Raw genomic sequence first — 23,337 nt, forward strand, 5'->3', positions numbered from 1 at the left:
TGCGCCGTTATCATGTATATCCAATTAATTCTAACAGCATAAATGGCCTTGTATAATTTACTTTTACCAAAAATGGGGGAGAGTGTTGCCGAAGCAACCATTATTAAATGGAGCAAAAGCATAGGCGACCGCATTGAGATGGACGATATTGTTATGGAGATTGCTACCGATAAGGTTGACTCCGAAGTACCGTCGCCTGTATCGGGTAAATTAGTAAAGCAGCTTTATAACGAGAATGATGTTGTGCAGGTAGGCTCGGCAATAGCGGTAATTGATACTGCCGATGCTAACGAACCTGCGCCGCAAAATAACCCGGTGGTTATTGCCCCGCCGCAACCGGCTCCGCAACGCCAGCCTGCTGTACAACAGGCAGCACCTGTTGCCGCCGAGCCGCAATATACACCCCCTTTTGTTGACCAAATACAGCAACCACGCCCGGCACCGGCGCAAGCACCTGCAGGTACCCGGTTTTATTCGCCATTAGTAAAAAATATAGCCATACAAGAAAAAGTTACCCCGCACGAACTGGATGCTATCCCGGGTAGCGGAGCCGACGGACGCTTAACTAAAGATGATTTACTGGCTTATGTAAAAGAACGCGCCAACAGGCCGCTTGTTGCTAAGCCAATACCACAACCTGTAGCAGCGCAACCTAATATTGTGCAGCAACAACAGGCAGAGCCGCAGCCGGTGCAAGTTGCCCCGCCCGCAGTGCAACCTGCACGTGTGCAGCCAAGTGTACAACAAGAGGCGGTGCCACAGCCTGTAGTAATGCAACCACAAAGCAATCAGCCGCAGCCGGTGCAACAAGTTGCTTTGCCACCACAACCACAAAACAATCAGCAGCCAATTGCGCAGCAAAATACAACAGTTCAGGCAGTGCAGCCGCAACGCCCGGCGGTATCATTAAACCCAGGCGACGAGGTTATTGAAATGGACCGTATGCGCCGTTTAATTGCCGACCATATGGTAATGAGTGTGCATACATCGCCACACGTAACCTCGTTTATTGAGGCCGACGTAACCAACATGGTGCTATGGCGCGAAAAAATAAAAGCATCCTTTGAAGCGCGCGAAAACACTAAAATAACTTTCACGCCCCTGTTTATTGAGGCCGTAGCAAGGGCAATTAAAGATATGCCTATGATTAATGTATCTGTAAATGGTACGCAAATTATTAAACGCAAGGATATTAATATAGGTATGGCAACAGCTTTGCCAAGCGGTAACCTTATAGTACCCGTTATTCGCCGTGCCGATCAATTAAATATTGTTGGTTTAACCCAAACCGTTAACGATTTATCTGCCCGCGCCCGTACAAACAAACTAACGCCCGACGAAGTTAAAAACGGAACCTTTACCATTACTAATATAGGCTCGTTTGGCAATTTAATGGGTACGCCCATTATTAACCAGCCACAGGTAGCTATATTGGCAGTGGGTGCAATTAAAAAGAAACCTGCTGTTATTCAAACTGCCGAAGGGGACGTAATAGCCATAAGGCATATGATGTACCTTTCGTTATCATACGATCATCGTGTAGTTGATGGCTCATTGGGTGGGATGTTTATCCAGCGTGTAGCCAATTATTTAGAAAATTGGGATATTAACCGAGGGGTTTAATATACAACATAATGATTAAAACAATTAAGGCTATTGGTGTTCCAATGGCCTTTTTAATACTGTTTAAGCCCGGCAACAAAACCCCCCGTGGTGCTAAATTGGTATCCTTTTTTTTGCGCCCAGTTTATAAAGTTACTTATTCGCAACTCAAAATCGGCACCGCTATTTTTGCTTACGTAGCCGGGAAAGCCAAATTTTTCGGGTTGTTTTAAATCTGTAAATTCCCAGGGGTGAAAATATAGGTTTAGATAGCCATCTTTACGATGGGTGATTTTACTTAGCCATTTTAAAATGCCCATAGGCAGGTTATGGAACGATAACCAAAAAAGCGGAAACCTTACCAATGGCGAAACCGACGATGGTAATTGCAAAACACCATCCTGATAAAACCAGGTACGCGGCTTGCTAAAGTTGTTATACCTGCCCGGCAAATAAGTGGGATTAATGGACGAATTGTATTGATAACCAGCCTTAAATATTTCCTGCTCATCAACAGGCATCATGCGCGCCATGCGGTAGCCTTTTACGGTTTGCCCCGAAATTTTCTCCAGCGCATCTTTAGATTGTTTTAAATGTTCTGGCTTAAAATCCGAATGATAATATCCGTGCGATGCTATTTCGTGGCCCTCGCTTACCATACGTGCAATAATATCGGGCTTGTTTAAGGCGTAGGTTGCTGTGCAATAAAAGGTAGCCTTAATGTTGTATTGAGCCAAAATGGCCAATATTTTATTGGTGCCTTCGGTTGATATGGCTATTTGTTGGGCAAAGTCAATTTGTTTGCCGTATTCAAACGGCATATCAAACTCTTCAATATCAAAGCTTAGTAAAATCAATTATTTTATATCTGGTAGGTTTGTAGATCTGATTATATAATTGGGGCGTTGTTTGGCCTGCATAAACAATTTGCCCAAGTATGTGCCAATAATGCCCAATACCATTAACTGCATCCCACCAAAAAACACCACCGAAGCCAATACCGATGCCCAGCCCGGTACTTCGTGCCCGTACAAAAACGTCCAGGCTATGTATGGTATGTATAATAGCGACATGAATGAGAAAAAAACACCAACCCCCGTAGCCAGGTACAACGGCCTCACGCTAAAAGCGGTAATACCTTCAACCGCAAACTTAACCATGCGCTTAATGGTGTATTTGCTTTTACCCGAAAACCGCGGATCGGCCTGATAATGTATAGCGTACTGTTTAAAGCCCAGCCATTTAATAAGGCCGCGCATAAACAACCCATTCTCGTTAAGTTGTACCAGTACGTTGGCCACCTTACGGTCAATCAACCTAAAATCGGCAGTCCCTTTTTCCAGTTTGGTATCCGATAAGGAGTTTATCATTTTATAAAACAGATCCGAAGTTTTGGTTTTAAATATGGTGGCGTCGTCCTGGTATTCGCGGCACGAATACACAACATCGTAACCTTCTTCCCACTTCTCAATAAACTGGCCTATCAGTTCGGGCGGGTGTTGCATATCGCCGTCCATACTTACTATGCAATCGCCGGTTGCAAAATCATACCCTGCCTTTAGCGCATTTTGGTGCCCAAAATTCCGCGAAAGCTCCAGGTAATAAAAGTTGGCATCCATCTGCGAAAGCGCCTTTAGCTTATCCAGTGTATTATCGGCACTGCCGTCGTCAATAAAAATTACTTCGTAGCTGTAGGCTGTAAAGGTTTTAAGCGTTGCCAGCAGCCTGGCTGCTAAATGCTCAATATTTCCCTCTTCGTTAAACGATGGTACAACTACCGATATTTTCCTTTTCATGTGGTGAATGCTGGTTCTAATTCGGGTTGTAAATCCTGGTTATCAAATGGCCGCGTCCATGTTTCGTATATAATTTTGAGCCATATCATAAAACAGGGAAGGGCCTTTAAAGCGTATCGTTTTGTAATGTGTGTACTGATGTATTTTGGGAACAAATCCGACGGTGAAAAGCTGGTTATTACAACAGCAAAAATAAGCAGGAACCATTCAAAATTAGTAATTGGCCTATCCAAACTAATAAACCAGATAGCCACGCCCAAAAAAGCGATAATATAAGTTGGCGACTCGGAACTGCTGCTAAAAATGATTGGGAATATTAAAGTTGAAGCCAGTATTAAGAGCTGGAATTGCGTGTTTTTAAACGATTTAATGCGCAGGTACGAGGAAAAGAATAACAAAATCCCCGGCCCCAAAAACCAGATGTTTGATAGCGTTGGTATATTAAAAATACGCCTTGCCATACCTTTAACAGATATATCCTGCATGGTGGAGCCGGAGTTTTCAATGTCTTTGTCGGATAGGCTGTGGTACCAATCCTGGTAACATTGTACCGTAAAGCGTGGCGACGAAAATGGCATGGGTAACACAAATAAAACCACTGTCCAAAACACCATGCTCAGGGTGAATTTCAATTTGTTTTCGGAGAAGAAGAAGAAAGCCAGGCCAACAATACCGTAAAGCTTAATATAGGTACCCAGGGCTATTGCAAGGGCTGCCCAAAAATCGTGTTTGTTTTTAATGAGTACATAACTCAATATAATTAGGCTTGTTGCAAAGGGGTTAACCTGTACGCTAAAAGATGCCGTCATTAATTCGTGGGCGCAAATTAAAAATATGGCAATCTGCTTTTTGTTGTTTATAGGCAAAAGCGTTACCGCTTTATAAAGCATAAAGGAGTTAAAAATATTCCAAAGCATAACCGCAAGGCCATCTGGCAGCATATAAAAAGGTGCTATTACCAGCGCGAAAACAGGGCCGTAATGGTTTTTATCTTCAAAAAACTGCGGGTATTGCAAAAATAAATTCTGCTGATGAATAAGGTTATAAAACGTGTACTTGTATATTTTGTAGTTGTTAATAACATGCAACAACGCTTGTTTAAGGGCTGCAACAAAGCTTAAACCAAACCACAGCGTTAAAACAAAATATTTATTGGTAAACAGTTTTTTAATTTTTTCTATCAAAACAGGGGATTGTAAATTTAGCCTTGCAAAAATATAAAATATATGTGTTGTACAAACCCGGTATTGTTATTAAATACGCGGCGGCTAAAACAAAAAAGAGGCCCCGTTTAAGGAGCCTCTTAAATCAACCCGAAGAAATCTCTACAAAACTTCGGTTGCCAAATCTGTCAGCACATGGAGCTTTATTTCTTTTAAGTCGCCGGTGCAGGCAACAAAAGCACCCTCTGCTGATATACGTGATTGATTGGCAATCAGATTTTTTAATTTGATAGTCCCTATTACAAAACGGAAGTTGCCCGAGTAAAAGCGTTCGTGGATGTAATCAAAGGCTAAAGCTTCAATTAAACTTTCATCTTCGTAACGCACATAAACGTTTAATTCAATATCATTGGTAAACTTCAGGTCTTTCTTTTCGTGCGCCTTTTTGTACTCGTACTGGTAATCGTAACGCAGTGCAGCAATGTCCGACAATACAGCCGAGCCGGTAGGGTGGCCACCCGCGCCCTTACCAAAAAAGAATTGCTGATCGGCAAAAGCGGCCTGCACCACAACCCCGTTGTACTCGTTATCAACGTTGTATAAAAAGTGATCGCTGTTTACAAAGCGTGGTAAAACAAACATGGCTACATGCTGGTCGTCAAGTTCTTTGGCAACGGGTACCAGTTTAATTTTTAATCTTTTTTCTTTGGCGTATTGCAAATCATAGGCCGACAGGGTTTGTATGCCGATGTTAAGCACATCCTCTGGCTTAACCACAACGCCATAGGCATGTGCCGATGCAATTACCAGTTTATACTTAGCATCAAAACCACCCACATCCGATGTTGGGTCGGTTTCGGCAAAACCGAGGTCTTGTGCTTGTTTTAATGCCGTATCATAATCTAAACCCTCGTTATAAACTTTGGATAGGATGTAGTTTGACGAACCGTTAAAAATACCGCTTATAGAGTGCAGCAACTCATTATCGTAATATTCTTCCAGGTTACGGATAATGGGAATGCTGCCGCAAACAGATCCTTCGTAAAGTAACGATGTGCCGTGTTGCTTTTGCAGATATATTAACTCTTCCAAATTATCGGCAATCATTTTTTTGCTGGCCGATACCACATTTTTGCCCGATGTTAATGCTCTTTTAACAATATCAAAAGCGGCAACAGGGTCGTTTATTAATTCAACAATGGTATTTATTTCCGCATTGTTAAGTATCTCGTTTTTGTCGGTTGTAAATAATTCGGCAGGTAAAGTACGTTTTTTGCTGGCGTCTTTTATTGCAAATTTAACAATCTCGAAGTTTAGCGCTTTGGTGCGGATAATATCATGCAGTCCCTGGCCCACAACACCGAAGCCAAAAATGCCAAGTTTTAACTTTTTACTCATTATATGTTTGTATTCAATTCTTTTTCTAAATCTTAAAAAAAATGTCATTGCGAGGAACGAAGCAACCGCACGGAAGCAAAACGGCCTCGCATAGTTTGCGATTGCTTCGTTCCTACCCATGACGTTTTTAATTCCCCTCTCGAGAGGGGGCGCGTTGAAACGTGTGGTGGCAGGGGTGTGTTGTACGCCAGGCATCTCGAAAATAACACACCCCTCCGCCCCTCTCAAGAGGGGAATCGCACAAGCCAACGCTCTTATTCGTCAGTTCACTTTCATAGGCCGCAGCATTCTATCACTCGCAATAACAATTAAGCTCTACGCCGTTTGCATCTTTACCACTTTGCCATCCAAACTTTCATCTAAAAAATCGGCAATGGTTTTGGTTAATATCTCTGTTTCAATTAAAAAGCTATCGTGTGCATACATCGAGTTAAACTCCGAGTAAACGGCGTTCGGGATATGCCTGGCCAAATATTGCTGCTCGCTAACCGGAAATAAAAAGTCGGACGTGATGCCAATTACCAGCGTTTTAGCCTTAATTGTACCTAAAGCCTGTTCTATTCCATCGCGGCTACGGCCCACATTGTGCGAATCCATCGCTTTGCTTAAATACCAGTAACTGTAGGCGTTAAAACGTTTTACCAGCTTTTCGCCCTGGTAATTTTGGTATGATGCTGCTTTATAATCGTCCAGTTTTTCATTGTCTTTATCTAACTGTGTAGCATGGTAGGCTTCGTAGCCACGGTATGATAGCAGGGCCATGCTGCGCGCGGCTTTTAAACCTTTATTGCCGCCATCGGGTTTGTTGGCGTAAAATGTACGATCGGTACTGATGGCTAACCTTTGCGATTCGTTAAAGGCAATACCCCATGGCGAGTGCTTGGCGTTTGTAGCAATCAATATCAAATTATCTATTTTTTGAGGCTGGCTAATGGCCCATTCCATAGCTTGCTGGCCACCTAACGAGCCGCCAATTAATACCTTAATTTGATCAACCCCTAAATGCCCGGCCAGTATTTGATGCACCTGCACCATATCCCTGATGGTAACCTGCGGAAACGACAAAAAATAACCCTGCTGCGTTAGCGGGTTAATACTTACCGGGTTAGTTGTGCCGTAGGGCGAGGTTAAAACGTTGGCGCATACTATATAATGTTCTTCGGGATTAAAAAGATCGTTTTCGCCAAACAAGCCGGCCCACCAATCCATCACATCGGAATTTGCGGTTAGCGCATGGCAAACCCATATTACGTTATTACGGTTTTTGTTAAGTTTACCAAAAGTATGGTACCCAATTTGTAAGCCGTGCAGCTTTTGCCCGGATTCCAGCGTTATAGTTTTTGAGTACTTAAATGTTTCTGCGCTCATTAGCCTCATCCAACCCTCTCCAAAGGAGAGGGCTTTTTGTTTTTAGTTTTTATTTTAGTTCTCTCCCTTGCGGGGAAAGTTAGAGATTAGCTTTTTTTATACCAGCTCCAGTTGTGCTACTTTTGCAAAGGCTTGTTCAAAATCTGCCTTTATATCGTCAATATGTTCAATGCCAACGGCAACGCGCAGCAGGGTAGGTGTAACACCGGCTGCCGCTTGTTCCTCATCAGTTAATTGTTGGTGGGTAGTAGCTGCCGGCTGAATAATTAAAGTTTTAGCATCGCCAACGTTGGCTAAATGGCTAACCAGTTTAAGGTTGTTAATCAGCTCGCCTGCGTTTTCTTTTTCGCCGTTAAGCTCGAATGACAGTACTGCCCCAAAACCATTTTTAAGATATTTTTTAGCTAAAGCATGATAAGGTGACGATGGCAAGCCCGGGTAGTTTACCTTAGCTACCTGCGGATGATTTTCCAGCCATTTAGCAAGTTCTAAAGTATTATCAACATGGCGTTGCACACGGAGCGATAAGGTTTCTAAACCCTGTATCAGCAAAAACGAATTGAATGGCGATTGCGAAGCACCAAAATCGCGTAAGCCCTCAACCCGCGCACGGATAATATATTGAATGTTACCGAACGGCCCGCCAATACCAAAAACATCGGCAAATACTAACCCATGATACCCTTCGGACGGCTCGGTAAATTGCGGAAACTTGCCGTTACCCCAATTGTAATTACCGCCATCAACAATAACACCACCAATGCTGGTGCCGTGGCCGCCTATCCATTTAGTGGCGCTCTCTACCACAACATGCGCACCATGCTCTAACGGGCGGAAAAGGTAACCACCTGCGCCAAAAGTGTTATCAACAATAAAAGGCAAATCGTATTTATTAGCCAGTGCGGCTATCTTATCAAAATCGGGAATATTAAAGCCGGGGTTACCTATAGTTTCCAGGTAAATTGCTTTGGTGTTTTCGTCAATCAGTTTTTCAAAGCTTTCGGCGGTATCGTCTTTGGCAAAGCGGGCCTCAATGCCAATACGTTTAAAGGCTACCTTAAACTGGTTATAAGTGCCGCCGTAAACAAATGGCGAACTCACAAAGTTATCGCCAACCTGCAATATGTTATTGAGTGCTAAAAATTGCGCCGCCTGGCCAGATGCTGTGGCTAAGGCTGCAACACCACCTTCGAGGGCTGCAATACGTTTTTCAAATACATCCGTAGTGGGGTTCATTAAGCGGGTGTATATGTTGCCAAACTCTTTTAGGGCAAATAAATTGGCACCGTGCTCGGCGTTTTTAAATACGTATGATGTGGTTTGATATAATGGTACCGCCCGCGAACCTGTTGTTGGGTCGGCTTCCTGGCCGGCGTGGAGTTGCAGAGTTTCAAATTTTGGAGTTGACATGGGGATGTTGTTTTAATGTTTTTTTTACCAATTTTAATTTAATAATGTCCGGTTAAGCAAATTTCAAAGGGATGCCCTGCATCCATTTTTGAAATTGTACACGAAATTTTCGGGTGAGTGAAAAAGATACGCGCTTTCTGTCGTTTAGCAATAACGGCAGCAACACATATACATTTGGCGGTTTAAAACAGGGGCCAAAGCATAAGCGTTAAAAGGCTTGGTGCGGTAATTAAAAGTGTCTAAAAGCAACAACAGTATTTTCATGGTTGTACATTTATATTCCCCGATGATCCATTCACCGGGCCAGGATTTGGCACCTTCTCCGCTTTGGAGGGTTGCCAGTGGGTTAATGAGCCTGATCTCTCGCCACTTCTTTATAAATCAAACCTTTTTAGAGGTATTGATTTTTGGTATCGCTACCAAATAATGTTTCAAATATAGTGTATGAAAAATCATTTTTCAAAACTATATTTCGAGTATTTTTATATCGTATTGATAGCCAGTGATATATCTTCTATTAAATCCTCTATATTTTCTAACCCTACCGATACCCTGAGCAGGTTAAAAGGGGTTTTAGTGTCGGGCCCTTCAATGGTTGCCCGGTGCTCTATCAGGCTCTCAACGCCGCCTAAGCTGGTGGCCTGTGTAAAAAGCTTTACGGCGTTAACTACGGTGGCAGCCTGGTTAACACCACCTTTTACACAAAAAGAAAGCATACCGCCAAAGCTTAACATTTGCTGTTTGGCAATTTGGTGTTGCGGGTGCGATGGCAGGCCCGGATACATTACGCGCTCAACCTTAGGGTGTTTCTCTAAAAACTCGGCCAGTATTTGTGCATTTTGTACGTGGCCTTTCATGCGGTATGGCAGGGTTTTAATGCTGCGCACCAGCATATAGCAATCGGCAGGCGAGGGGATGGCGCCGCCCATTTCTTGCACTTGCTTTATTTTTTGCCACCAATCGTTAGTATGGGCAGTTATGAGGGCTCCGCCCATTAAATCGCTATGGCCGCCAAAATATTTGGTTGCCGAATGCATCACCAAATCGGCACCTAAAGTTAAGGGCTGCTGGCAAATGGGCGTAGCAAAAGTGTTATCAACAACTACCAAAAGCTGGTTCTTTTTAGCTATGCTAACTACTTTTTTAATGTCGGTAACCTTTAATAAAGGGTTCGATGGGGTTTCTAACCATATTAAAACGGTGTTGGGTTTAATATGGTTTTGCAGTGTATCGGTATCGTTAATATCAATAAAATCAAACTCCAGTATTCCCACAAAAACATTTTTCAGCAGGTTGCGCAAGCCGTGGTACATATCATCGGGCGCAATAATGTGGCTGCCTGGTTTAAGCGATTGGAATGCGGCCATACCCGCTGCATTGCCCGATGAAAAAGCGGCAGCATCTAACCCGCCTTCCAACTTAGCCAGCACGTTCTCTAACGATGTGCGGTTAGGGTTGCCGGCCCTGCTGTAAATATAACCGCCGGGGTAACCTCCATTTTCGCGTAAAAAAGTTGTTGATGTAGTGATGGGCTGTATTACAGCACCCGTTGCTTTATCGGTATGGTTGCCTGCGTGTATGGCTATGGTTTCTATTTTCATGGTGATGGGGTGTTTGGTAAAACAGTGCTTACATTGCAATCGCTACTGCAATAGATCGCACATTTCTGCGTGTCCATTACTTTTGGCGGCCTGGCAAATGGTCTGGCCATCCGCGCCAATAAATGTTGTATCCGCATGGTATTTTAATAGCAGTTTTACAATTTCTTCATTGCCATATTTTGCCGCTAAAAATAAAGCTGTTTCCTTATCCCGATTCACAGCATCCGTTTTGGCACCATTCTCGAGTAATATTTTTACAATTTTTGTGTGCCCTTTAAACGACGCTATAATTAATGCCGTACTTTTATCGAGCGCTTTAGTATTTACATCTACGCCTTTTTTTATTAATGCAGCAACAATGTCGGTTTTCCCGTTTCTTGATGCAATAATCAGGGGGTTCCAATAATGATCGTCCTGGGCATTAACGTCAGCATTTTTTTCAATTAAATAATTGGCCATTTCAATATTTCCAACCTGGCAAATTATCATTAAACTATTCCATTTGGCTTTTGCAACTGCATTTACATCAGCACCGCTTTCAACCAATATTTTTATCGACTTAAAGTCGGCAGAATTTGCAGCAGCTAATAAAGGCGTCATTTTATTTTTGTTTGTCACACTCAAATTCCCCGGCGTTTTTGATAGTAACAGCAATTGGTCGTAATCTTTATTGGCGATAGCGTCAAATATAGCTTGCGAAAATCCTGTTAAGGGACATAAGAAAAATAATAATGCAGCGATGGTTTTCATCAAGTGGCAGAATAAAGGTTGCTTAATATTTCAAAGGTAATTATAATCAAAGTTTGTTACATCAAAATGATAATGAAATTACCCTCATTATTGTACTTTTGTAGCCAAAGCTTTAACAATGGACTCCCAACTATCTTTATCCGTTTTATTGAATAATCCGCTTTTGCTTCCCGAACTTAAATTAATAGCCCAAAAGGTTTACGATGGCGAGCGCATTACTTTTGACGAAGGCGTTACACTTTACGAAAAAGGCGAACTGGCTTACCTGGGTACTTTAGCAAACTACATCCGCGAAAAGCGGCATGGCGATAAAACGTATTTTAACCGTAATTTCCATATTGAGCCAACTAACCTTTGCGTGTACGATTGCAAGTTTTGCTCGTACTCGGTATTAATCAAAGAGCGGTCGCAAGGGTGGGAGTACACTATGGAGGATATGCTTAACATCGTAAAAAAATACGATAATGAGCCCGTTACCGAAGTGCATATTGTTGGTGGTGTATTGCCTCAGTATGATGTAGCATTTTATGCCGAACTGTTCCGCAGAATAAAGGAACACCGGCCCGAACTGCATGTAAAGGCTTTAACCCCGGTTGAATACCATTACATATTTAAGAAAGCTAAAATGGATTATGCATCGGGCATGGCTTTAATGAAGGATGCTGGTTTGGAATCGATGCCGGGCGGCGGTGCCGAGATATTCCATCCCGAAGTGCGCGAGCAAATAGCCAAAGATAAATGTAACGCAGAGCAGTGGTTGCAGATACACGAGGAATGGCATAAACTGGGTATGCGATCGAACGCGACCATGCTTTACGGCCATATAGAAAAATTTTGGCACCGGGTTGACCATATGGACAGGCTACGTAACTTGCAGGATAAAACCGGAGGTTTCCAAACCTTTATCCCGCTCAAGTTCCGTAATCAGGATAACCAAATGAGCAATGTGCCCGAATCAACCGTTGTTGAAGATTTGCGTAACTACGCCATAGCCAGGATATACCTTGATAATTTTGACCATATTAAGGCCTATTGGGCCATGATAAGCCGTACAACTGCCCAATTATCGCTCAACTTTGGTGTTGATGATATTGACGGTACACTTGATGATACCACCAAAATATATTCGATGGCGGGAGCGGAGGAAAAAAATCCGGGTATGAGTACTAAAGAATTGGTTGAACTGATAAAACATGTGGGCAGGTACCCCATAGAGCGCGATACCCTGTATAACGTAATTACCGACTACAATAATTTTGAGTTTGCCGACGCGCCGAAACCGCAATTTTATAAATTGCCTGTAATTAATTAGTTCAGTTGGTTGATTAAAGTTGATTGGGTTTTGCCTAAATGATGCAACCTTTTTCAAACAGTTAGAAATTTGTACTTTTGTATATGGAAACATTGATAATGCATCCCGAAAATAAGGAGCAATTGTTAGCTTTGAAAGCGGTTGCCAAGGCATTAAAAATAAGCGTTGAGACTCAAAAGGACTCTTACGATCCTGATTTTGTTGCGATGGTAAAGGGTGCTGAAAAACGCGGCAATTATAAAACTATTGACCCGGAGGATGTGTGGGGCAGTTTAAACTTAAAATAGAAGAATTAGCTGAATTGCACATCAAGATGCATTTTAAAGCTGGCGATAGGGCGACTATTAAAAAGATAGAAAAGATACTGATTGAGCTCACAGAATCTCCCTATACAGGCATTGGCAAACCCGAAGCATTAAAATATGAACTTTCGGGTTTTTGGTCGCGAAGAATAAATCAAAAAGACCGGTTGATATACAAAGTTGAAGAAGATGTAGTGACCGTATTCGTTATATCGGCGATGGGGCACTATCATACTAAATAAAGTGCAAATACTTAAGTTATCAGTTATTAATAACTAAGCATTGTTATGCTTAGACCCCGACTTAAGCGGGACTGTTGACTAAAACAATAGGCTTGCGATCGATGAATACCAATAAACTAATGAACCCTATTGAATGATACAAAAAACACTATACATTATTCGCCACGGGCAAACCGACCTTAACAAACAGGGCATAATACAAGGCAGCGGTATTGATGCCGATTTAAACGACAGAGGGCGCGAACAGGGAGCAGCCTTTTATGAGGCTTACAAGGGCGTTGGTTTTGATAAAATTTATATATCGGGCCTTAAACGTACTTATCAAACGGTTGAAAAATTTATTGATGCCGGTTTCCCTTTTGAAAAACTGCCCGGTTTAAACGAATTAGCCTGGGGCATTTACGAAGGCAAAACAAGTACCCCCGAAAACAAGGCTGCCTTTTTAAAAATAATGCGCGATTGGCTGGAAGGACGTTTGGACGAAAAACTGGAAGGTGGTGAAAGCCCTAACGAGTTACAGGCTAAACAAAAGCAGGCTCTTGAAGTTATAATGAGCCATCCCGAAGAAAAAAAAGTGTTAATATGTATGCACGGCCGCGCGCTGCGTTTGTTTTTATGCCTGCTAACCGGCAAAAGCCTAACGCATATGGATGAGTTTCCGCACCAGAATGTTATATTGTATAAAGTTACCTTTGATGGTAGCACCTTTGAAATAGCGGAGTTTAACAACTCCGACCATCTAAAAAACCTGGCACCCGATCTGTGAAAAAAATTAGAATATCTGCCGTTAGTTATACCAATACCAAACCCTTTTTATACGGTATACAGCACTCTCCAAATATCCTCAATAAAATTGAACTGAGCCTTGATGCCCCGGCAGACTGCGCCCAAAAGCTGATTGACGATGTGGTTGATATTGGCCTGATACCGGTTGCTGCTGTATTGAATATCCCTCATTGGGAATTAGTATCCGATTATTGTATTGGGGCCGTGGGTGCCGTTAATTCGGTTTTTATTTTTAGCAATTGTAAAATTGCGGATGTAAAAACCTTGCAGTTAGACCCTCAATCGCGCTCATCAAATAACCTGGCTAAGGTGTTGCTCAAAAATTATTGGGAGCTTACTCCTCAATTGATTACCAATGCCGATGATTACGGCAAAGCAAGTGATGCCAATACTGCCTTTGTACAAATTGGTGACAGAACCTTTGGTAAGAAAAACGATTATGCTTTTGTGTACGATTTGGCCGAGGAATGGGCAGAATTTACTGGCTTACCATTTATGTTTGCCGGTTGGATAGCTAATAAACCTATTCCCGAAGATTTTATTGCCGAGTTTAACCAGGCCCTAAAACTGGGCTTGGATAGCCGCCAGCAGCTTTTTAAAGAGTTGTCGGCAATTGATAATTTTGACGTGCAGGATTACCTGATGAACAAGATAGATTTTAACGCTACGGCCGAGAAGAAAGAAGCCATGCAGCTGTTTTTGGATTACATCAGGATGCTTTAAGTATTTGTTTTTCTATTTTATCTAACAATAAAAAAATATCGAAAGGTTTAGCCACAAAATCATTAGCCCCCGATTCTAAAACGGACTGGGTTAAATTTGGCGTTGCCGAAATCATAATTACAGGTATCTGGCTTGTTTTTTTATCAGATTTTATTTGCCGGCATATTTCGCGGCCATCAAGTCCCGATAGCATAATGTCCAGTAAAATGATATCCGGAGAAAATTCGTCTATTTTTTTAAACACCTCATCTCCTTTCGGTGTTGTATTAACATCGTATCCCGAATACTTTAAAAGCTCAACAAGTGCATCTAAAATATAAGGATCATCGTCAACTGCAAGTACTTTTTTTAACATTAGCTTAAATAGCAATAGGGAAGCAACATATAATATTGTAAAAGTTTAAAATTACTTATTCGGGTAGTGTTATCATGGTTTGAGTGTTTGTATACAAAAACCTACACCAACGGGTGTGTGAATAATAAAAATCACTTTATAGATAAATAATTATCAATTTTTATGCCACATTTTATTTTATGTTAATAAAATGGCGATAAACGATGTATGTATTACTATACACAGCCGTAAGACATCCCCGATAAGGCATTTGTAAATTCGGCTCATTTTTTACCCCCTTATACCCCCTTTATTGGTTAACTACGTAATGAAAAAGGCAGCAAGTAATTACCTAAAAGCTACCAAGGTTTTTAAAGCTTTAGATGGTTAACAAATGCTGTTGCATTTACTTGTATAAATAAAAAACAAATACTACCTTTGCACCTCAATTAACAAAAGTATTAACGCTTTAATATTATTTACGTAATGTATTTAAGTAACGAATGGAAATCAGAGATTTTCGCAAAACATGGTAGCGTAGCTACAAACACAGGTTCAACCGAAGGGCAAGTAGCTTTATTTACAGCTCGTATTGCTCACCTAACCGGCCACTTAAAGAAAAACAAAAAAGATTTTTCTACACAGTTGTCTCTTCAAAAATTAGTAGGTAAACGCCGTGGTTTGTTAGCTTACCTATACAAAAAAGATATTAACAGGTACCGTGCCATTATCAAGGCTTTAGAGCTGCGCGATATTATTAAGTAAATATTTTCAAAAATCAATAAAAAAGCCATCGCATATGCAGATGGCTTTTTTACTTTTGTTCCTAAACAAAATACACCATATACAATTGCTGCATTCTAAAGATGAAAAATGCAGTTTAACAAAAAAGAAGATGAGTTTAAACGTAATTAAAAAAGTGATCGATTTAGGTGATGGCCGCACTATCGAGATCGAAACAGGAAAACTGGCCAAACAAGCCGATGGCTCTGTAGTGATAAAAATGGGTGATACCATGTTATTAGCTACAGTAGTATCATCAAGGGATGCAAAAGAAGGTGTTGATTTTTTACCACTTTCGGTTGATTATCAGGAAAAATACGCTGCTACTGGCCGTATCCCTGGTGGATTTTTACGCCGCGAGGCTCGCTTGTCCGACTATGAGGTTTTGATTTCGCGTTTGGTTGACCGTGCATTGCGCCCGATGTTCCCGAGTGATTATCATGCCGATACCCAGGTGATGATTTCGTTAATATCTGCCGATAAAGATATTATGCCCGATTGTTTAGCTGGTTTAGCTGCATCAGCAGCCTTATCTTGCTCAGATATTCCGTTTAACGGCCCTATATCCGAAGTACGCGTAGCTAAAGTTGATGGTAAATTAGTTATCAACCCAACTTTAACGCAATTGCAAACTGCCACTTTAGAGTTTATAGTTGCAGGTAGCGAGTACGATATTAACATGGTAGAAGGCGAAAGCGCCGAGATACAAGAAGCTGAACTGGTTGAGGCTATTAAATTTGCACATACTGCTATTAAAATACAATGTTTAGTTCAAAAGGAATTAACTGCCGAACTTAACAAAACCGAAAAACGCGCTTACAGTCACGAGCATAGCAATGAAGAGCTTAAAAAAGCTATTTACGCTGCAACATACGATCAGGTTTACGCCGTAGCCAGTGCTGCATCAGGTAAAGACGAGCGTGGTGCTAAGTTTAAAGAAGTTAGAGATACCTACATTGCAACTTTAGGTGAGATAGATGACATCACTAAATCGTTAGCAAAAAAATACTATCACGATGTTGAGTACGATGCTATCCGTAACCTAGTTTTAGACGAAGGCAAACGTTTAGACGGCCGTACAACTACACAAATACGCCCTATATGGAGTGAAGTTGGATATTTGCCATCTGCTCACGGTTCGGCTGTATTTACCCGTGGCGAAACTCAATCGTTAACTACCGTTACCTTAGGTGCTAAGGATGATGAGCAAATGATTGATGGTGCGTTTATTAACGGTTACCAAAAATTCTTGTTGCATTACAATTTCCCTGGTTTCTCAACCGGCGAAGTTCGCCCTAACAGGGGAGCAGGCCGTCGCGAAATTGGTCATGGTAACTTGGCTATGCGTTCGTTAAAACGTGTATTACCTGCCGAAAACGAAAACCCTTACACTATCCGTATCGTTTCTGATATATTAGAATCAAACGGATCATCATCAATGGCTACGGTTTGCGCCGGTACATTAGCTTTGATGGATGCCGGTATTAAAATTACCAACCCGGTATCAGGTATCGCTATGGGTTTAATTACCAACGAAATGGGTACTAAGTACGCTATCCTTAGCGATATTTTGGGTGATGAAGATCACCTGGGCGATATGGATTTTAAAGTAACAGGTACCAAAAATGGTATTGTTGCCGTACAAATGGATTTGAAAATCAATGGTTTATCATACGAAGTTTTAACTAACGCGCTAAACCAGGCTAAAGAGGGCCGTTTACATATTTTAGGCGAGATGGCTAAAACCCTTACCGCACCTCGCGAAGATTACAAATCGCACGCTCCGCGTATTGTATCAATGCGTATTGATAAAGAATTTATAGGAGCCATTATTGGTCCCGGTGGAAAGATTATTCAGGAAATGCAACGTGAAAGCGGCGCAACCATCTCTATCGAAGAAAAAGATAACCAGGGTATCATCCAGATATTTGGTGATAACAAAGAATCTATCGACAAAGCTGTTACCCGCATCCGCCAAATAGTTGCCAAACCAGAGGTTGGCGAAATTTACGAAGGCAAGGTTCGTTCAATTATGCCTTTTGGTGCATTTGTTGAAATTATGCCAGGTAAAGATGGTTTGTTGCATATATCAGAAATTGACCACAAACGCATTGAAACAATGGACGGTATTTTTGAAATTGGCGACGAAGTGAGAGTGAAACTTTTAGATGTTGATAAGCAAGGTAAATTAAAACTATCGCGCAAAGCTTTATTGCCGCGCCCGGAAGCACCTGCTAAAAACTAATACTTATTAAATTAAAAGCAAAAACCTCCCGTAACGGAGGTTTTTGCTTTTATATGCCTTAATATGATGACGAATAGGTAAGAATTTGTTGCAATATATAGGAAATTGCATTTTTTTTTAAAAACTTGCAAACATTTTTACGTGTATTTTATTTCACCTAAGTAAAGCTATAACTAATATAAACCTAATAACCGATCTCTCTGTTTGATACAAATGATACCAACACCAACTGATCCATTAGGTTTTTTAAACAATTCCTCGGCCGATCCGCCCCGGAGGACTAACGATCAGACAGATTTAATACAAGATCTGTTGTATGAAATTATCCGGGTTAAGGATCTCATCAAATATTACGATGCCATACCAAATGGTGCCGGGCAGTTGGGTTCGTCTATCCTCACCGAACTGGTTGCCGAGGCTTATAAATCGTTAGTAGATTACGATACTGTTTTAATGAAAAAGTATTACGATTTGCTTTTAAATTGTGATTGATCAATGCTTTTTACGGCATTTTATCCAATTCAAAAAACTGCTTAGTTTTTATATAACTTCTTCAAAGCATCAATTTTTGTTGCTTGGTATGGCACAAAAAGCTTGCGCAATGCGGTTACAAAACGCATAGTTTTAAAATTTTGCGTAAGTTTGGCCGCATGAAACATCTGCTTTCCCCATCCATATTAACGGCTAATTTCGCCAATTTACAAACCGACATTGAGATGCTTAACCAAAGCGAAGGCGATTGGATACATGTTGATGTGATGGATGGCGTTTTTGTGCCCAATATATCTTTTGGTTTCGCGGTAATAAAGGCCATTAAACAATATGCCCAAAAACCATTGGATGTGCATTTGATGATTGTTGACCCCGACAGGTATCTGGAAGAATTTAAAAATGCCGGGGCCGATGGTATTACCGTACATTACGAGGCTTGTACACATTTAAACCGAACAGTTAATAAAATAAAAGAACTGGGTTGCAGGGCAGGGGTGGCCATTAACCCACACACGCCGGTTGCATTACTTGATGATATTATTGAGGATTTGGATTTGGTGCTCATTATGTCGGTTAATCCGGGTTTTGGCGCTCAAAAGTTTATAGATAATACATACAAAAAAATTGCCGATTTAAAAAAGCTAAGCCAATTGCGCAACCCTAAGGTTTATATTGAAATTGACGGTGGGGTTGATGATAGTAATGCCGCAAAGCTTGTTAACGCAGGTGCAAATGTATTGGTGGCGGGTAATGCCGTGTTTTCGGCAGCTAACCCTATTGATGCCATAAGTTTACTGAAGCATATTGTATAAAAACAAAATGCTATGTTGAAAATTCCCCCTATGGTTGGTTTGTAATAATTGATTTTTTAAAGAATTATTTTTGGATAAAAAGTAGCTGGACAATTTCAAATTACTAACTTCGGGCCGTAAAAATTTCCATACTCTTAACAGAGTATAATGTTTTTCGAGACAATGATAATATACAAAGTCTATAGTTTTTTAGGTTAAAACGCAAAAGGCTTACATACAGAATACTAAATACAACGAACATGAAACATAATTTTGGTGCCGGACCAGGCATTTTACCACACGAAGTACTAAAACAAGCCGCCGAGGCCGTAGTTGATTTGAATGGAATTGGTTTATCAATTTTAGAAATATCGCACCGGTCGGTTGAATTTGAGGCTGTTTTAGATGAGGCTATACGTTTGGTAAAAGAGTTGTTTAGCGTACCCGAAGGTTATTCAGTATTATTTTTACAGGGCGGCGCAAGCACACAGTTTGCTATGGTGCCTTATAACCTTTTATCATCAACCGGCACAGCAGCTTATGTTGAAAGCGGTGTTTGGGCAAACAAAGCTATAAAGGAGGCTAAATATTTTGGCGGTGTTAACGTTTTGGCTACCGCTAAAGAGGATAATTTCCGCCATATCCCTAAAGATTATGCGATACCTGCCGACGCTGCTTATTTCCATATAACATCAAACAATACCATTTATGGTACCCAGTTGCATGAGTTCCCTAAGTCACCGGTGCCAATGGTTTGCGATATGTCTTCAGACATATTTAGCCGCAAAGTTAACGTTGCCGATTTTGGTTTAATTTATGCAGGTGCTCAAAAAAATATGGGCCCGGCGGGTACAACGTTGGTAATTGTTAAGGATGATATTTTAGGTAAGGTTGATCGTAAAATACCGGCCATGCTAAACTATCAAACACAGATAGAAGGTGGTTCAATGTACAACACGCCTCCTTGTTTTGCTATTTACGTATCTATGCTTACCCTGCGCTGGTTAAAGGCTAACGGTGGTGTTGAAGCTATTGAGAAAGCCAATAATGCCAAAGCCGCTGCTTTGTATGAAGAGATTGACCGTAATCCTTTGTTTAAAGGTGTATGCGTGCCCGAAGATCGCTCGAAAATGAATGTTTGCTTTTTAACCGAAAACCCGGAGCACGAAAAACCGTTCCTTAAACTTTGCGATGAAAAGGATATTGTTGGCATAAAGGGCCATCGCAGTGCAGGTGGTTTCAGGGCTTCTATTTACAACGCATTGCCCATTACCAGTGTTTATGTGCTGATAGAAACCATGCAGGAGTTTGCCGAGAAGTATAAATAAACCCCCTAACCCTCTAAAGGGGGAACAAAATTAAAACGACTAACTCCCGGCTACTCTAAACGAGGACAATAACTGCCCCTTTAGGGAGGCCGGGGGGCTAAACAATAACATAAAAGATGATCAAAATATTAGCTAATGATGGTATTGACCCTGCCGGTAAGGCGCTTTTAGAAGCTGCCGGCTTTTTTATTGATACCGTAAATATTCCGCAGGATGAATTACCTGCCCGTTTAAACGAATATGATGCCATAACCGTGCGCAGTGCAACTAAGGTACGCAAAGCTTTATTGGACGCCTGCCCTAACATTAAGTTGGTGGGCCGCGGCGGTGTAGGTGTTGATAATATTGATGTTGACTACGCTAAAGAAAAAGGCGTTGCCGTATTTAACACTCCGGCATCATCATCATTATCTGTTGCCGAATTGGTTTTTGGCCACCTGTTTACAGGCGTAAGGTTTTTATACGAAAGCAACCGCCGCATGCCGGCCGAAGGCAACACCAAATTTAACGATTTGAAAAAGGCGTATGCTAAAGGTATTGAGCTGCGTGGTAAAACTATAGGTATTTTAGGTTTTGGCCGTATTGGCCGCGAAGTAGCCAAAGTAGCCATTGGTTTGGGCATGGATGTGCTGGCCTACGATCTGTTTCCGTTTAACCCCGAAGTTGAATTAACCTTAGGTGGTGGTATACAGGTAAAAGCATCTGTAAAGGTTGCTACCAAAGAAGAAGTTATTACGCAAAGTGATTTTATAAGCTTACACGTACCCTTTACCGATAAACCGGTATTAGGAGCCGAAGAGCTTGCACAAGTGAAAAAAGGCGTTGGCCTGGTTAATTGCTCACGCGGCGGAACCATTGATGAGTTGGCACTTATTGATGCCCTTAACAGTGGCAAAGTTGGTTTTGCAGGTTTAGATGTTTTTGATAACGAACCCACCCCGCGCGAAGAAATATTGAAACACCCCAAAATTTCGCTTACGCCGCATATTGGTGCTGCCACAAATGAGGCTCAGGAGCGCATTGGTGTTGAACTTGCCAATTTAATTATCGGCTATTTTAACAAGTAATTAAAGTTTGAAATCAAACCAATAAAGGCCGGAAAATTTTCGGCCTTTATTGGTTTATTGAGCAACGTTGAACGAGCCTGTAACCCGAACCGAGTCGCTTTTCGCACTATTAGTATCGGTAACATAGCCATCAAAAGTGCCTTTTACTGTTCCGGCGGCGTAGTTGCCAACCACATTTGTAACGTGGATGTTTTCGGAAGTTATGGTTGCCTTAAAAGATTTTGTGGCTCCCGTTTGCTGTAGGTTTACGCCCGTCATGGTAAGGAAAAACGAGTCAATAGGATAAGTGCCGGGGACAGTATCCTCATAACCTAAAATAATAGAACCAGTTAAGCCCGAATCAAAGAAAGATATTTCGGTTGAATACTTGGGCGACATCATAACCGGGACGCTGTTTAAGCCCACAAAATAAGTAGGGCTGCTCCATGTATATGTTTTACCAGAAAATTGGAAAGTTATGGTATTGGTACCTGTACCTGTACCAGTACCTGTACCACTTCCGCTTCCGGAAGGAGTTACATCATGTCCAGGTACTTTTCGGCACGATGGAAATAAGGAGACAGTACTAATTGCTGCGCAGAACAAAAAAATTAGTGAGTACTTTTTTTTCATATCCACAAATTATTGTATTTGAACATCAAACGTTCCCGAAACAGGTACAGGGGCAAAGGTGTTCATATCTAACATGTTACCTGCAAAAGTGCCCTTTGCACTACCTTTTACTGTACCTAATGATGTGGATGTGATGGTTATATTTTCGTCGGTTACGGTAATCATTACAGTGCCACCGGCGCCCGTTAATGATACTCCCGGAGTTTTGATAAAAGTTCCAAATGCCGACGCCGGATAAGTACCTGGAGTTGTGGCTGCAAAACACACACTTACAGCGGTTGTTAAAGCTAAGTTAAAATCTGCCGGGCCGCCGGTAATTAGGGTGTTCGGTACGTTTGAGAAAGCGTTAGTTCCGGTAGTGGGTGTAGTGCCCAATCCCATATAATAGGTAGGCAATGTCCATGTTTGTACAGCACCGCCATTAACTCTAAAGGTAAATGTGCCTGTGGTTGTACCTGTAGTACCTGTGGTGCCTGTGCCGCCACTGGGTGTTACATCATGCCCCGGAACTTTTCGGCAAGAAGATATTACGGCTGTGAATATTATTAATGCCGCCAAACCTGTACGCCATTTTTTTTGCGCGTTTTTCATTGTTATTATTGTTTTTTTCATAGGTATTTGGTAAACTGGTTAAAGTTATTGTAATAATATGATAAAACCAATAGTTAAATTATTTTACGCTATAGGCACCCGTTAAAAAAACCGAGTCGGTTTGTGCCACTTTATTGAATGAGTAAAAACTAAAATTGCCACTATATACCTTGCCCGAATCGTCTATTTTTATCTCGCTAACCCTATCGGTACTTTTGGCTGCAAGGGAGATATAGGTTTTGGAGCTGGTAGTAAACTGCGAACCATCCAAAACATAAATTCCGCTGCCAACAATATCGGTATGGAAGCTCAGGGTAAAGCTTGTGCCGTTGTTTGTGCTTGTACCGCTCAATAAATATTGGCGGTAATTAGGCAAATTTGGATTTACAGACTGAGTGGTAAAAGTAACAATATCCGGTGCGGAGGTAATGGAGTAGGCCGTAGCATCGGTATTAATTTGAATAATCCTGGTAACATTTTTTGATGCAATGTAATAACCATCCTGATGCTTACCACATGAGGAAAGCACCGCCAGGGCTGTAAGAGCAAAGGCTAATAAAATGGATTTCCAACGGTGCTGTAATGTGGCGTTTAGCATCAAAAACATGGTTAAAATTAAATACTTTTTTGTTTTTTTAGCT

General features: G+C 41.4%; 24 protein-coding genes and 1 riboswitch. Of the genes, 12 read left to right on the forward strand and 12 right to left on the reverse strand.

The window, feature by feature from the left end; all coding sequences use genetic code 11:
• Nucleotides 1-72 precede the first annotated feature (72 nt).
• Complete coding sequence (locus BDD43_RS16825; protein WP_246001613.1) at nucleotides 73-1,623, forward strand: dihydrolipoamide acetyltransferase family protein; 1,551 nt, start codon at nucleotides 73-75, stop codon at nucleotides 1,621-1,623.
• A 53-nt stretch (nucleotides 1,624-1,676) separates the two neighbouring features.
• Here BDD43_RS16825 and BDD43_RS16830 read toward each other — a convergent pair whose 3' ends face one another.
• The 8 genes from BDD43_RS16830 to BDD43_RS16865 form a co-directional block, all read right to left on the reverse strand.
• On the reverse strand, nucleotides 1,677-2,459 hold the full coding sequence (locus BDD43_RS16830) for a polysaccharide deacetylase family protein (RefSeq protein WP_121198773.1): 783 nt from the start codon (nucleotides 2,457-2,459) through the stop codon (nucleotides 1,677-1,679).
• Nucleotides 2,460-3,398 carry a glycosyltransferase family 2 protein gene (locus BDD43_RS16835; protein WP_121198774.1) on the reverse strand — a complete coding sequence of 313 codons (939 nt, stop codon included), beginning with the start codon at nucleotides 3,396-3,398 and terminating at the stop codon, nucleotides 2,460-2,462. It lies immediately after the preceding gene.
• On the reverse strand, nucleotides 3,395-4,582 hold the full coding sequence (locus BDD43_RS16840) for a glycosyltransferase family 87 protein (protein ID WP_246001614.1): 1,188 nt from the start codon (nucleotides 4,580-4,582) through the stop codon (nucleotides 3,395-3,397). Before BDD43_RS16840 ends, BDD43_RS16835 begins: the two co-directional genes overlap by 4 nt.
• Before the next feature lie 141 nt (nucleotides 4,583-4,723).
• Nucleotides 4,724-5,959 carry a homoserine dehydrogenase gene (locus tag BDD43_RS16845; RefSeq protein WP_121202008.1) on the reverse strand — a complete coding sequence of 412 codons (1,236 nt, stop codon included), beginning with the start codon at nucleotides 5,957-5,959 and terminating at the stop codon, nucleotides 4,724-4,726.
• Nucleotides 5,960-6,274: 315 nt separating this feature from the next.
• On the reverse strand, nucleotides 6,275-7,327 hold the full coding sequence (locus tag BDD43_RS16850) for a homoserine O-acetyltransferase family protein (RefSeq protein WP_121198775.1): 1,053 nt from the start codon (nucleotides 7,325-7,327) through the stop codon (nucleotides 6,275-6,277).
• A 96-nt stretch (nucleotides 7,328-7,423) separates the two neighbouring features.
• Nucleotides 7,424-8,737, reverse strand: a complete 1,314-nt coding sequence (locus tag BDD43_RS16855) for an O-acetylhomoserine aminocarboxypropyltransferase/cysteine synthase family protein (RefSeq protein ID WP_121198776.1) — start codon at nucleotides 8,735-8,737, stop codon at nucleotides 7,424-7,426.
• A gap of 271 nt (nucleotides 8,738-9,008) precedes the next feature.
• Nucleotides 9,009-9,120, reverse strand: a riboswitch (SAM riboswitch).
• Nucleotides 9,121-9,219: 99 nt separating this feature from the next.
• Nucleotides 9,220-10,338 (reverse strand): trans-sulfuration enzyme family protein, encoded by a 1,119-nt coding sequence (locus tag BDD43_RS16860; RefSeq protein WP_121198777.1) that lies wholly within the window; start codon nucleotides 10,336-10,338, stop codon nucleotides 9,220-9,222.
• A 42-nt stretch (nucleotides 10,339-10,380) separates the two neighbouring features.
• Nucleotides 10,381-11,088: an ankyrin repeat domain-containing protein gene (locus BDD43_RS16865; protein ID WP_121198778.1), complete on the reverse strand. Its 708-nt coding sequence runs from the start codon at nucleotides 11,086-11,088 to the stop codon at nucleotides 10,381-10,383.
• Nucleotides 11,089-11,206: 118 nt separating this feature from the next.
• Between BDD43_RS16865 and mqnE the strand changes: the two genes are divergently transcribed.
• From mqnE to BDD43_RS16890, 5 genes are all read left to right on the forward strand, one after another.
• Nucleotides 11,207-12,400, forward strand: a complete 1,194-nt coding sequence (gene mqnE / locus BDD43_RS16870) for an aminofutalosine synthase MqnE (protein WP_121198779.1) — start codon at nucleotides 11,207-11,209, stop codon at nucleotides 12,398-12,400.
• Between the two features lie 83 nt (nucleotides 12,401-12,483).
• Nucleotides 12,484-12,687, forward strand: a complete 204-nt coding sequence (locus BDD43_RS16875; protein WP_121198780.1) for a DUF2683 family protein — start codon at nucleotides 12,484-12,486, stop codon at nucleotides 12,685-12,687.
• 26 nt (nucleotides 12,688-12,713) lie between these two features.
• Nucleotides 12,714-12,944, forward strand: coding sequence for a Txe/YoeB family addiction module toxin (locus BDD43_RS16880; protein ID WP_211339685.1), 231 nt, complete (start codon nucleotides 12,714-12,716; stop codon nucleotides 12,942-12,944).
• A 133-nt stretch (nucleotides 12,945-13,077) separates the two neighbouring features.
• The gene (locus tag BDD43_RS16885) at nucleotides 13,078-13,710 is read left to right on the forward strand and encodes a histidine phosphatase family protein (protein WP_211339686.1); all 633 of its coding nucleotides are present in this window, start codon (nucleotides 13,078-13,080) and stop codon (nucleotides 13,708-13,710) included.
• The gene (locus BDD43_RS16890) at nucleotides 13,707-14,453 is read left to right on the forward strand and encodes a menaquinone biosynthetic enzyme MqnA/MqnD family protein (protein ID WP_121198782.1); all 747 of its coding nucleotides are present in this window, start codon (nucleotides 13,707-13,709) and stop codon (nucleotides 14,451-14,453) included. The genes BDD43_RS16885 and BDD43_RS16890 overlap by 4 nt, the downstream gene beginning before the upstream one ends.
• Here BDD43_RS16890 and BDD43_RS16895 read toward each other — a convergent pair.
• Complete coding sequence (locus tag BDD43_RS16895) at nucleotides 14,440-14,808, reverse strand: response regulator transcription factor (protein ID WP_121198783.1); 369 nt, start codon at nucleotides 14,806-14,808, stop codon at nucleotides 14,440-14,442. The two genes, BDD43_RS16890 and BDD43_RS16895, sit on opposite strands and share 14 nt — an antisense overlap.
• A gap of 465 nt (nucleotides 14,809-15,273) precedes the next feature.
• Here BDD43_RS16895 and rpsO point away from each other — a divergent pair, with 465 nt between their 5' ends.
• The 6 genes from rpsO (at nucleotide 15,274) to BDD43_RS16925 (ending at nucleotide 21,493) form a co-directional block, all read left to right on the forward strand.
• Nucleotides 15,274-15,552, forward strand: coding sequence for a 30S ribosomal protein S15 (gene rpsO, locus BDD43_RS16900; RefSeq protein ID WP_121198784.1), 279 nt, complete (start codon nucleotides 15,274-15,276; stop codon nucleotides 15,550-15,552).
• Nucleotides 15,553-15,682: 130 nt separating this feature from the next.
• Nucleotides 15,683-17,815 carry a polyribonucleotide nucleotidyltransferase gene (gene pnp, locus BDD43_RS16905; RefSeq protein ID WP_121202010.1) on the forward strand — a complete coding sequence of 711 codons (2,133 nt, stop codon included), beginning with the start codon at nucleotides 15,683-15,685 and terminating at the stop codon, nucleotides 17,813-17,815.
• A gap of 213 nt (nucleotides 17,816-18,028) precedes the next feature.
• On the forward strand, nucleotides 18,029-18,307 hold the full coding sequence (locus BDD43_RS16910) for a hypothetical protein (RefSeq protein WP_121198785.1): 279 nt from the start codon (nucleotides 18,029-18,031) through the stop codon (nucleotides 18,305-18,307).
• Nucleotides 18,308-18,465: 158 nt separating this feature from the next.
• On the forward strand, nucleotides 18,466-19,119 hold the full coding sequence (rpe, locus tag BDD43_RS16915; RefSeq protein WP_121198786.1) for a ribulose-phosphate 3-epimerase: 654 nt from the start codon (nucleotides 18,466-18,468) through the stop codon (nucleotides 19,117-19,119).
• A 239-nt stretch (nucleotides 19,120-19,358) separates the two neighbouring features.
• A complete protein-coding gene (gene serC / locus BDD43_RS16920) occupies nucleotides 19,359-20,426 on the forward strand; it encodes a 3-phosphoserine/phosphohydroxythreonine transaminase (protein WP_121198787.1) in 1,068 nt (355 codons plus the stop codon).
• Between the two features lie 116 nt (nucleotides 20,427-20,542).
• Nucleotides 20,543-21,493, forward strand: a complete 951-nt coding sequence (locus BDD43_RS16925) for a D-2-hydroxyacid dehydrogenase (RefSeq protein WP_211339687.1) — start codon at nucleotides 20,543-20,545, stop codon at nucleotides 21,491-21,493.
• A gap of 54 nt (nucleotides 21,494-21,547) precedes the next feature.
• On the opposite strand, the gene BDD43_RS16930 is transcribed toward BDD43_RS16925, so the two are convergent.
• From BDD43_RS16930 to BDD43_RS16940, 3 genes are all read right to left on the reverse strand, one after another.
• Nucleotides 21,548-22,105, reverse strand: coding sequence for a hypothetical protein (locus BDD43_RS16930; protein ID WP_121198788.1), 558 nt, complete (start codon nucleotides 22,103-22,105; stop codon nucleotides 21,548-21,550).
• A 9-nt stretch (nucleotides 22,106-22,114) separates the two neighbouring features.
• Entirely contained in the window at nucleotides 22,115-22,696 is a 582-nt protein-coding gene (locus BDD43_RS16935; RefSeq protein WP_162847095.1) for a hypothetical protein, read from the reverse strand.
• Between the two features lie 79 nt (nucleotides 22,697-22,775).
• Nucleotides 22,776-23,294, reverse strand: coding sequence for a hypothetical protein (locus tag BDD43_RS16940; protein WP_147425664.1), 519 nt, complete (start codon nucleotides 23,292-23,294; stop codon nucleotides 22,776-22,778).
• Nucleotides 23,295-23,337: the final 43 nt, after the last annotated feature.

This window comes from Mucilaginibacter gracilis, assembly GCF_003633615.1.
GTDB lineage: Bacteria > Bacteroidota > Bacteroidia > Sphingobacteriales > Sphingobacteriaceae > Mucilaginibacter > Mucilaginibacter gracilis.

Bases quoted from the DNA above. Each gene is read 5' to 3' on its own strand.
- BDD43_RS16895 (WP_121198783.1), bottom strand. From the start codon at position 14,808: ATGTTAAAAAAAGTACTTGCAGTTGACGATGATCCTTATATTTTAGAT.
- BDD43_RS16930 (WP_121198788.1), bottom strand. From the start codon at position 22,105: ATGAAAAAAAAGTACTCACTAATTTTTTTGTTCTGCGCAGCAATTAGT.
- BDD43_RS16940 (WP_147425664.1), bottom strand. From the start codon at position 23,294: ATGCTAAACGCCACATTACAGCACCGTTGGAAATCCATTTTATTAGCC.
- BDD43_RS16885 (WP_211339686.1), top strand. From the start codon at position 13,078: ATGATACAAAAAACACTATACATTATTCGCCACGGGCAAACCGACCTT.
- BDD43_RS16855 (WP_121198776.1), bottom strand. From the start codon at position 8,737: ATGTCAACTCCAAAATTTGAAACTCTGCAACTCCACGCCGGCCAGGAA.
- mqnE (WP_121198779.1), top strand. From the start codon at position 11,207: ATGGACTCCCAACTATCTTTATCCGTTTTATTGAATAATCCGCTTTTG.
- rpsO (WP_121198784.1), top strand. From the start codon at position 15,274: ATGTATTTAAGTAACGAATGGAAATCAGAGATTTTCGCAAAACATGGT.
- BDD43_RS16835 (WP_121198774.1), bottom strand. From the start codon at position 3,398: ATGAAAAGGAAAATATCGGTAGTTGTACCATCGTTTAACGAAGAGGGA.
- pnp (WP_121202010.1), top strand. From the start codon at position 15,683: ATGAGTTTAAACGTAATTAAAAAAGTGATCGATTTAGGTGATGGCCGC.
- BDD43_RS16925 (WP_211339687.1), top strand. From the start codon at position 20,543: ATGATCAAAATATTAGCTAATGATGGTATTGACCCTGCCGGTAAGGCG.
- BDD43_RS16860 (WP_121198777.1), bottom strand. From the start codon at position 10,338: ATGAAAATAGAAACCATAGCCATACACGCAGGCAACCATACCGATAAA.
- BDD43_RS16825 (WP_246001613.1), top strand. From the start codon at position 73: ATGGGGGAGAGTGTTGCCGAAGCAACCATTATTAAATGGAGCAAAAGC.
- BDD43_RS16865 (WP_121198778.1), bottom strand. From the start codon at position 11,088: ATGAAAACCATCGCTGCATTATTATTTTTCTTATGTCCCTTAACAGGA.
- BDD43_RS16845 (WP_121202008.1), bottom strand. From the start codon at position 5,959: ATGAGTAAAAAGTTAAAACTTGGCATTTTTGGCTTCGGTGTTGTGGGC.
- BDD43_RS16875 (WP_121198780.1), top strand. From the start codon at position 12,484: ATGGAAACATTGATAATGCATCCCGAAAATAAGGAGCAATTGTTAGCT.
- BDD43_RS16880 (WP_211339685.1), top strand. From the start codon at position 12,714: ATGCATTTTAAAGCTGGCGATAGGGCGACTATTAAAAAGATAGAAAAG.
- rpe (WP_121198786.1), top strand. From the start codon at position 18,466: ATGAAACATCTGCTTTCCCCATCCATATTAACGGCTAATTTCGCCAAT.
- BDD43_RS16935 (WP_162847095.1), bottom strand. From the start codon at position 22,696: ATGAAAAACGCGCAAAAAAAATGGCGTACAGGTTTGGCGGCATTAATA.
- BDD43_RS16910 (WP_121198785.1), top strand. From the start codon at position 18,029: ATGATACCAACACCAACTGATCCATTAGGTTTTTTAAACAATTCCTCG.
- serC (WP_121198787.1), top strand. From the start codon at position 19,359: ATGAAACATAATTTTGGTGCCGGACCAGGCATTTTACCACACGAAGTA.
- BDD43_RS16850 (WP_121198775.1), bottom strand. From the start codon at position 7,327: ATGAGCGCAGAAACATTTAAGTACTCAAAAACTATAACGCTGGAATCC.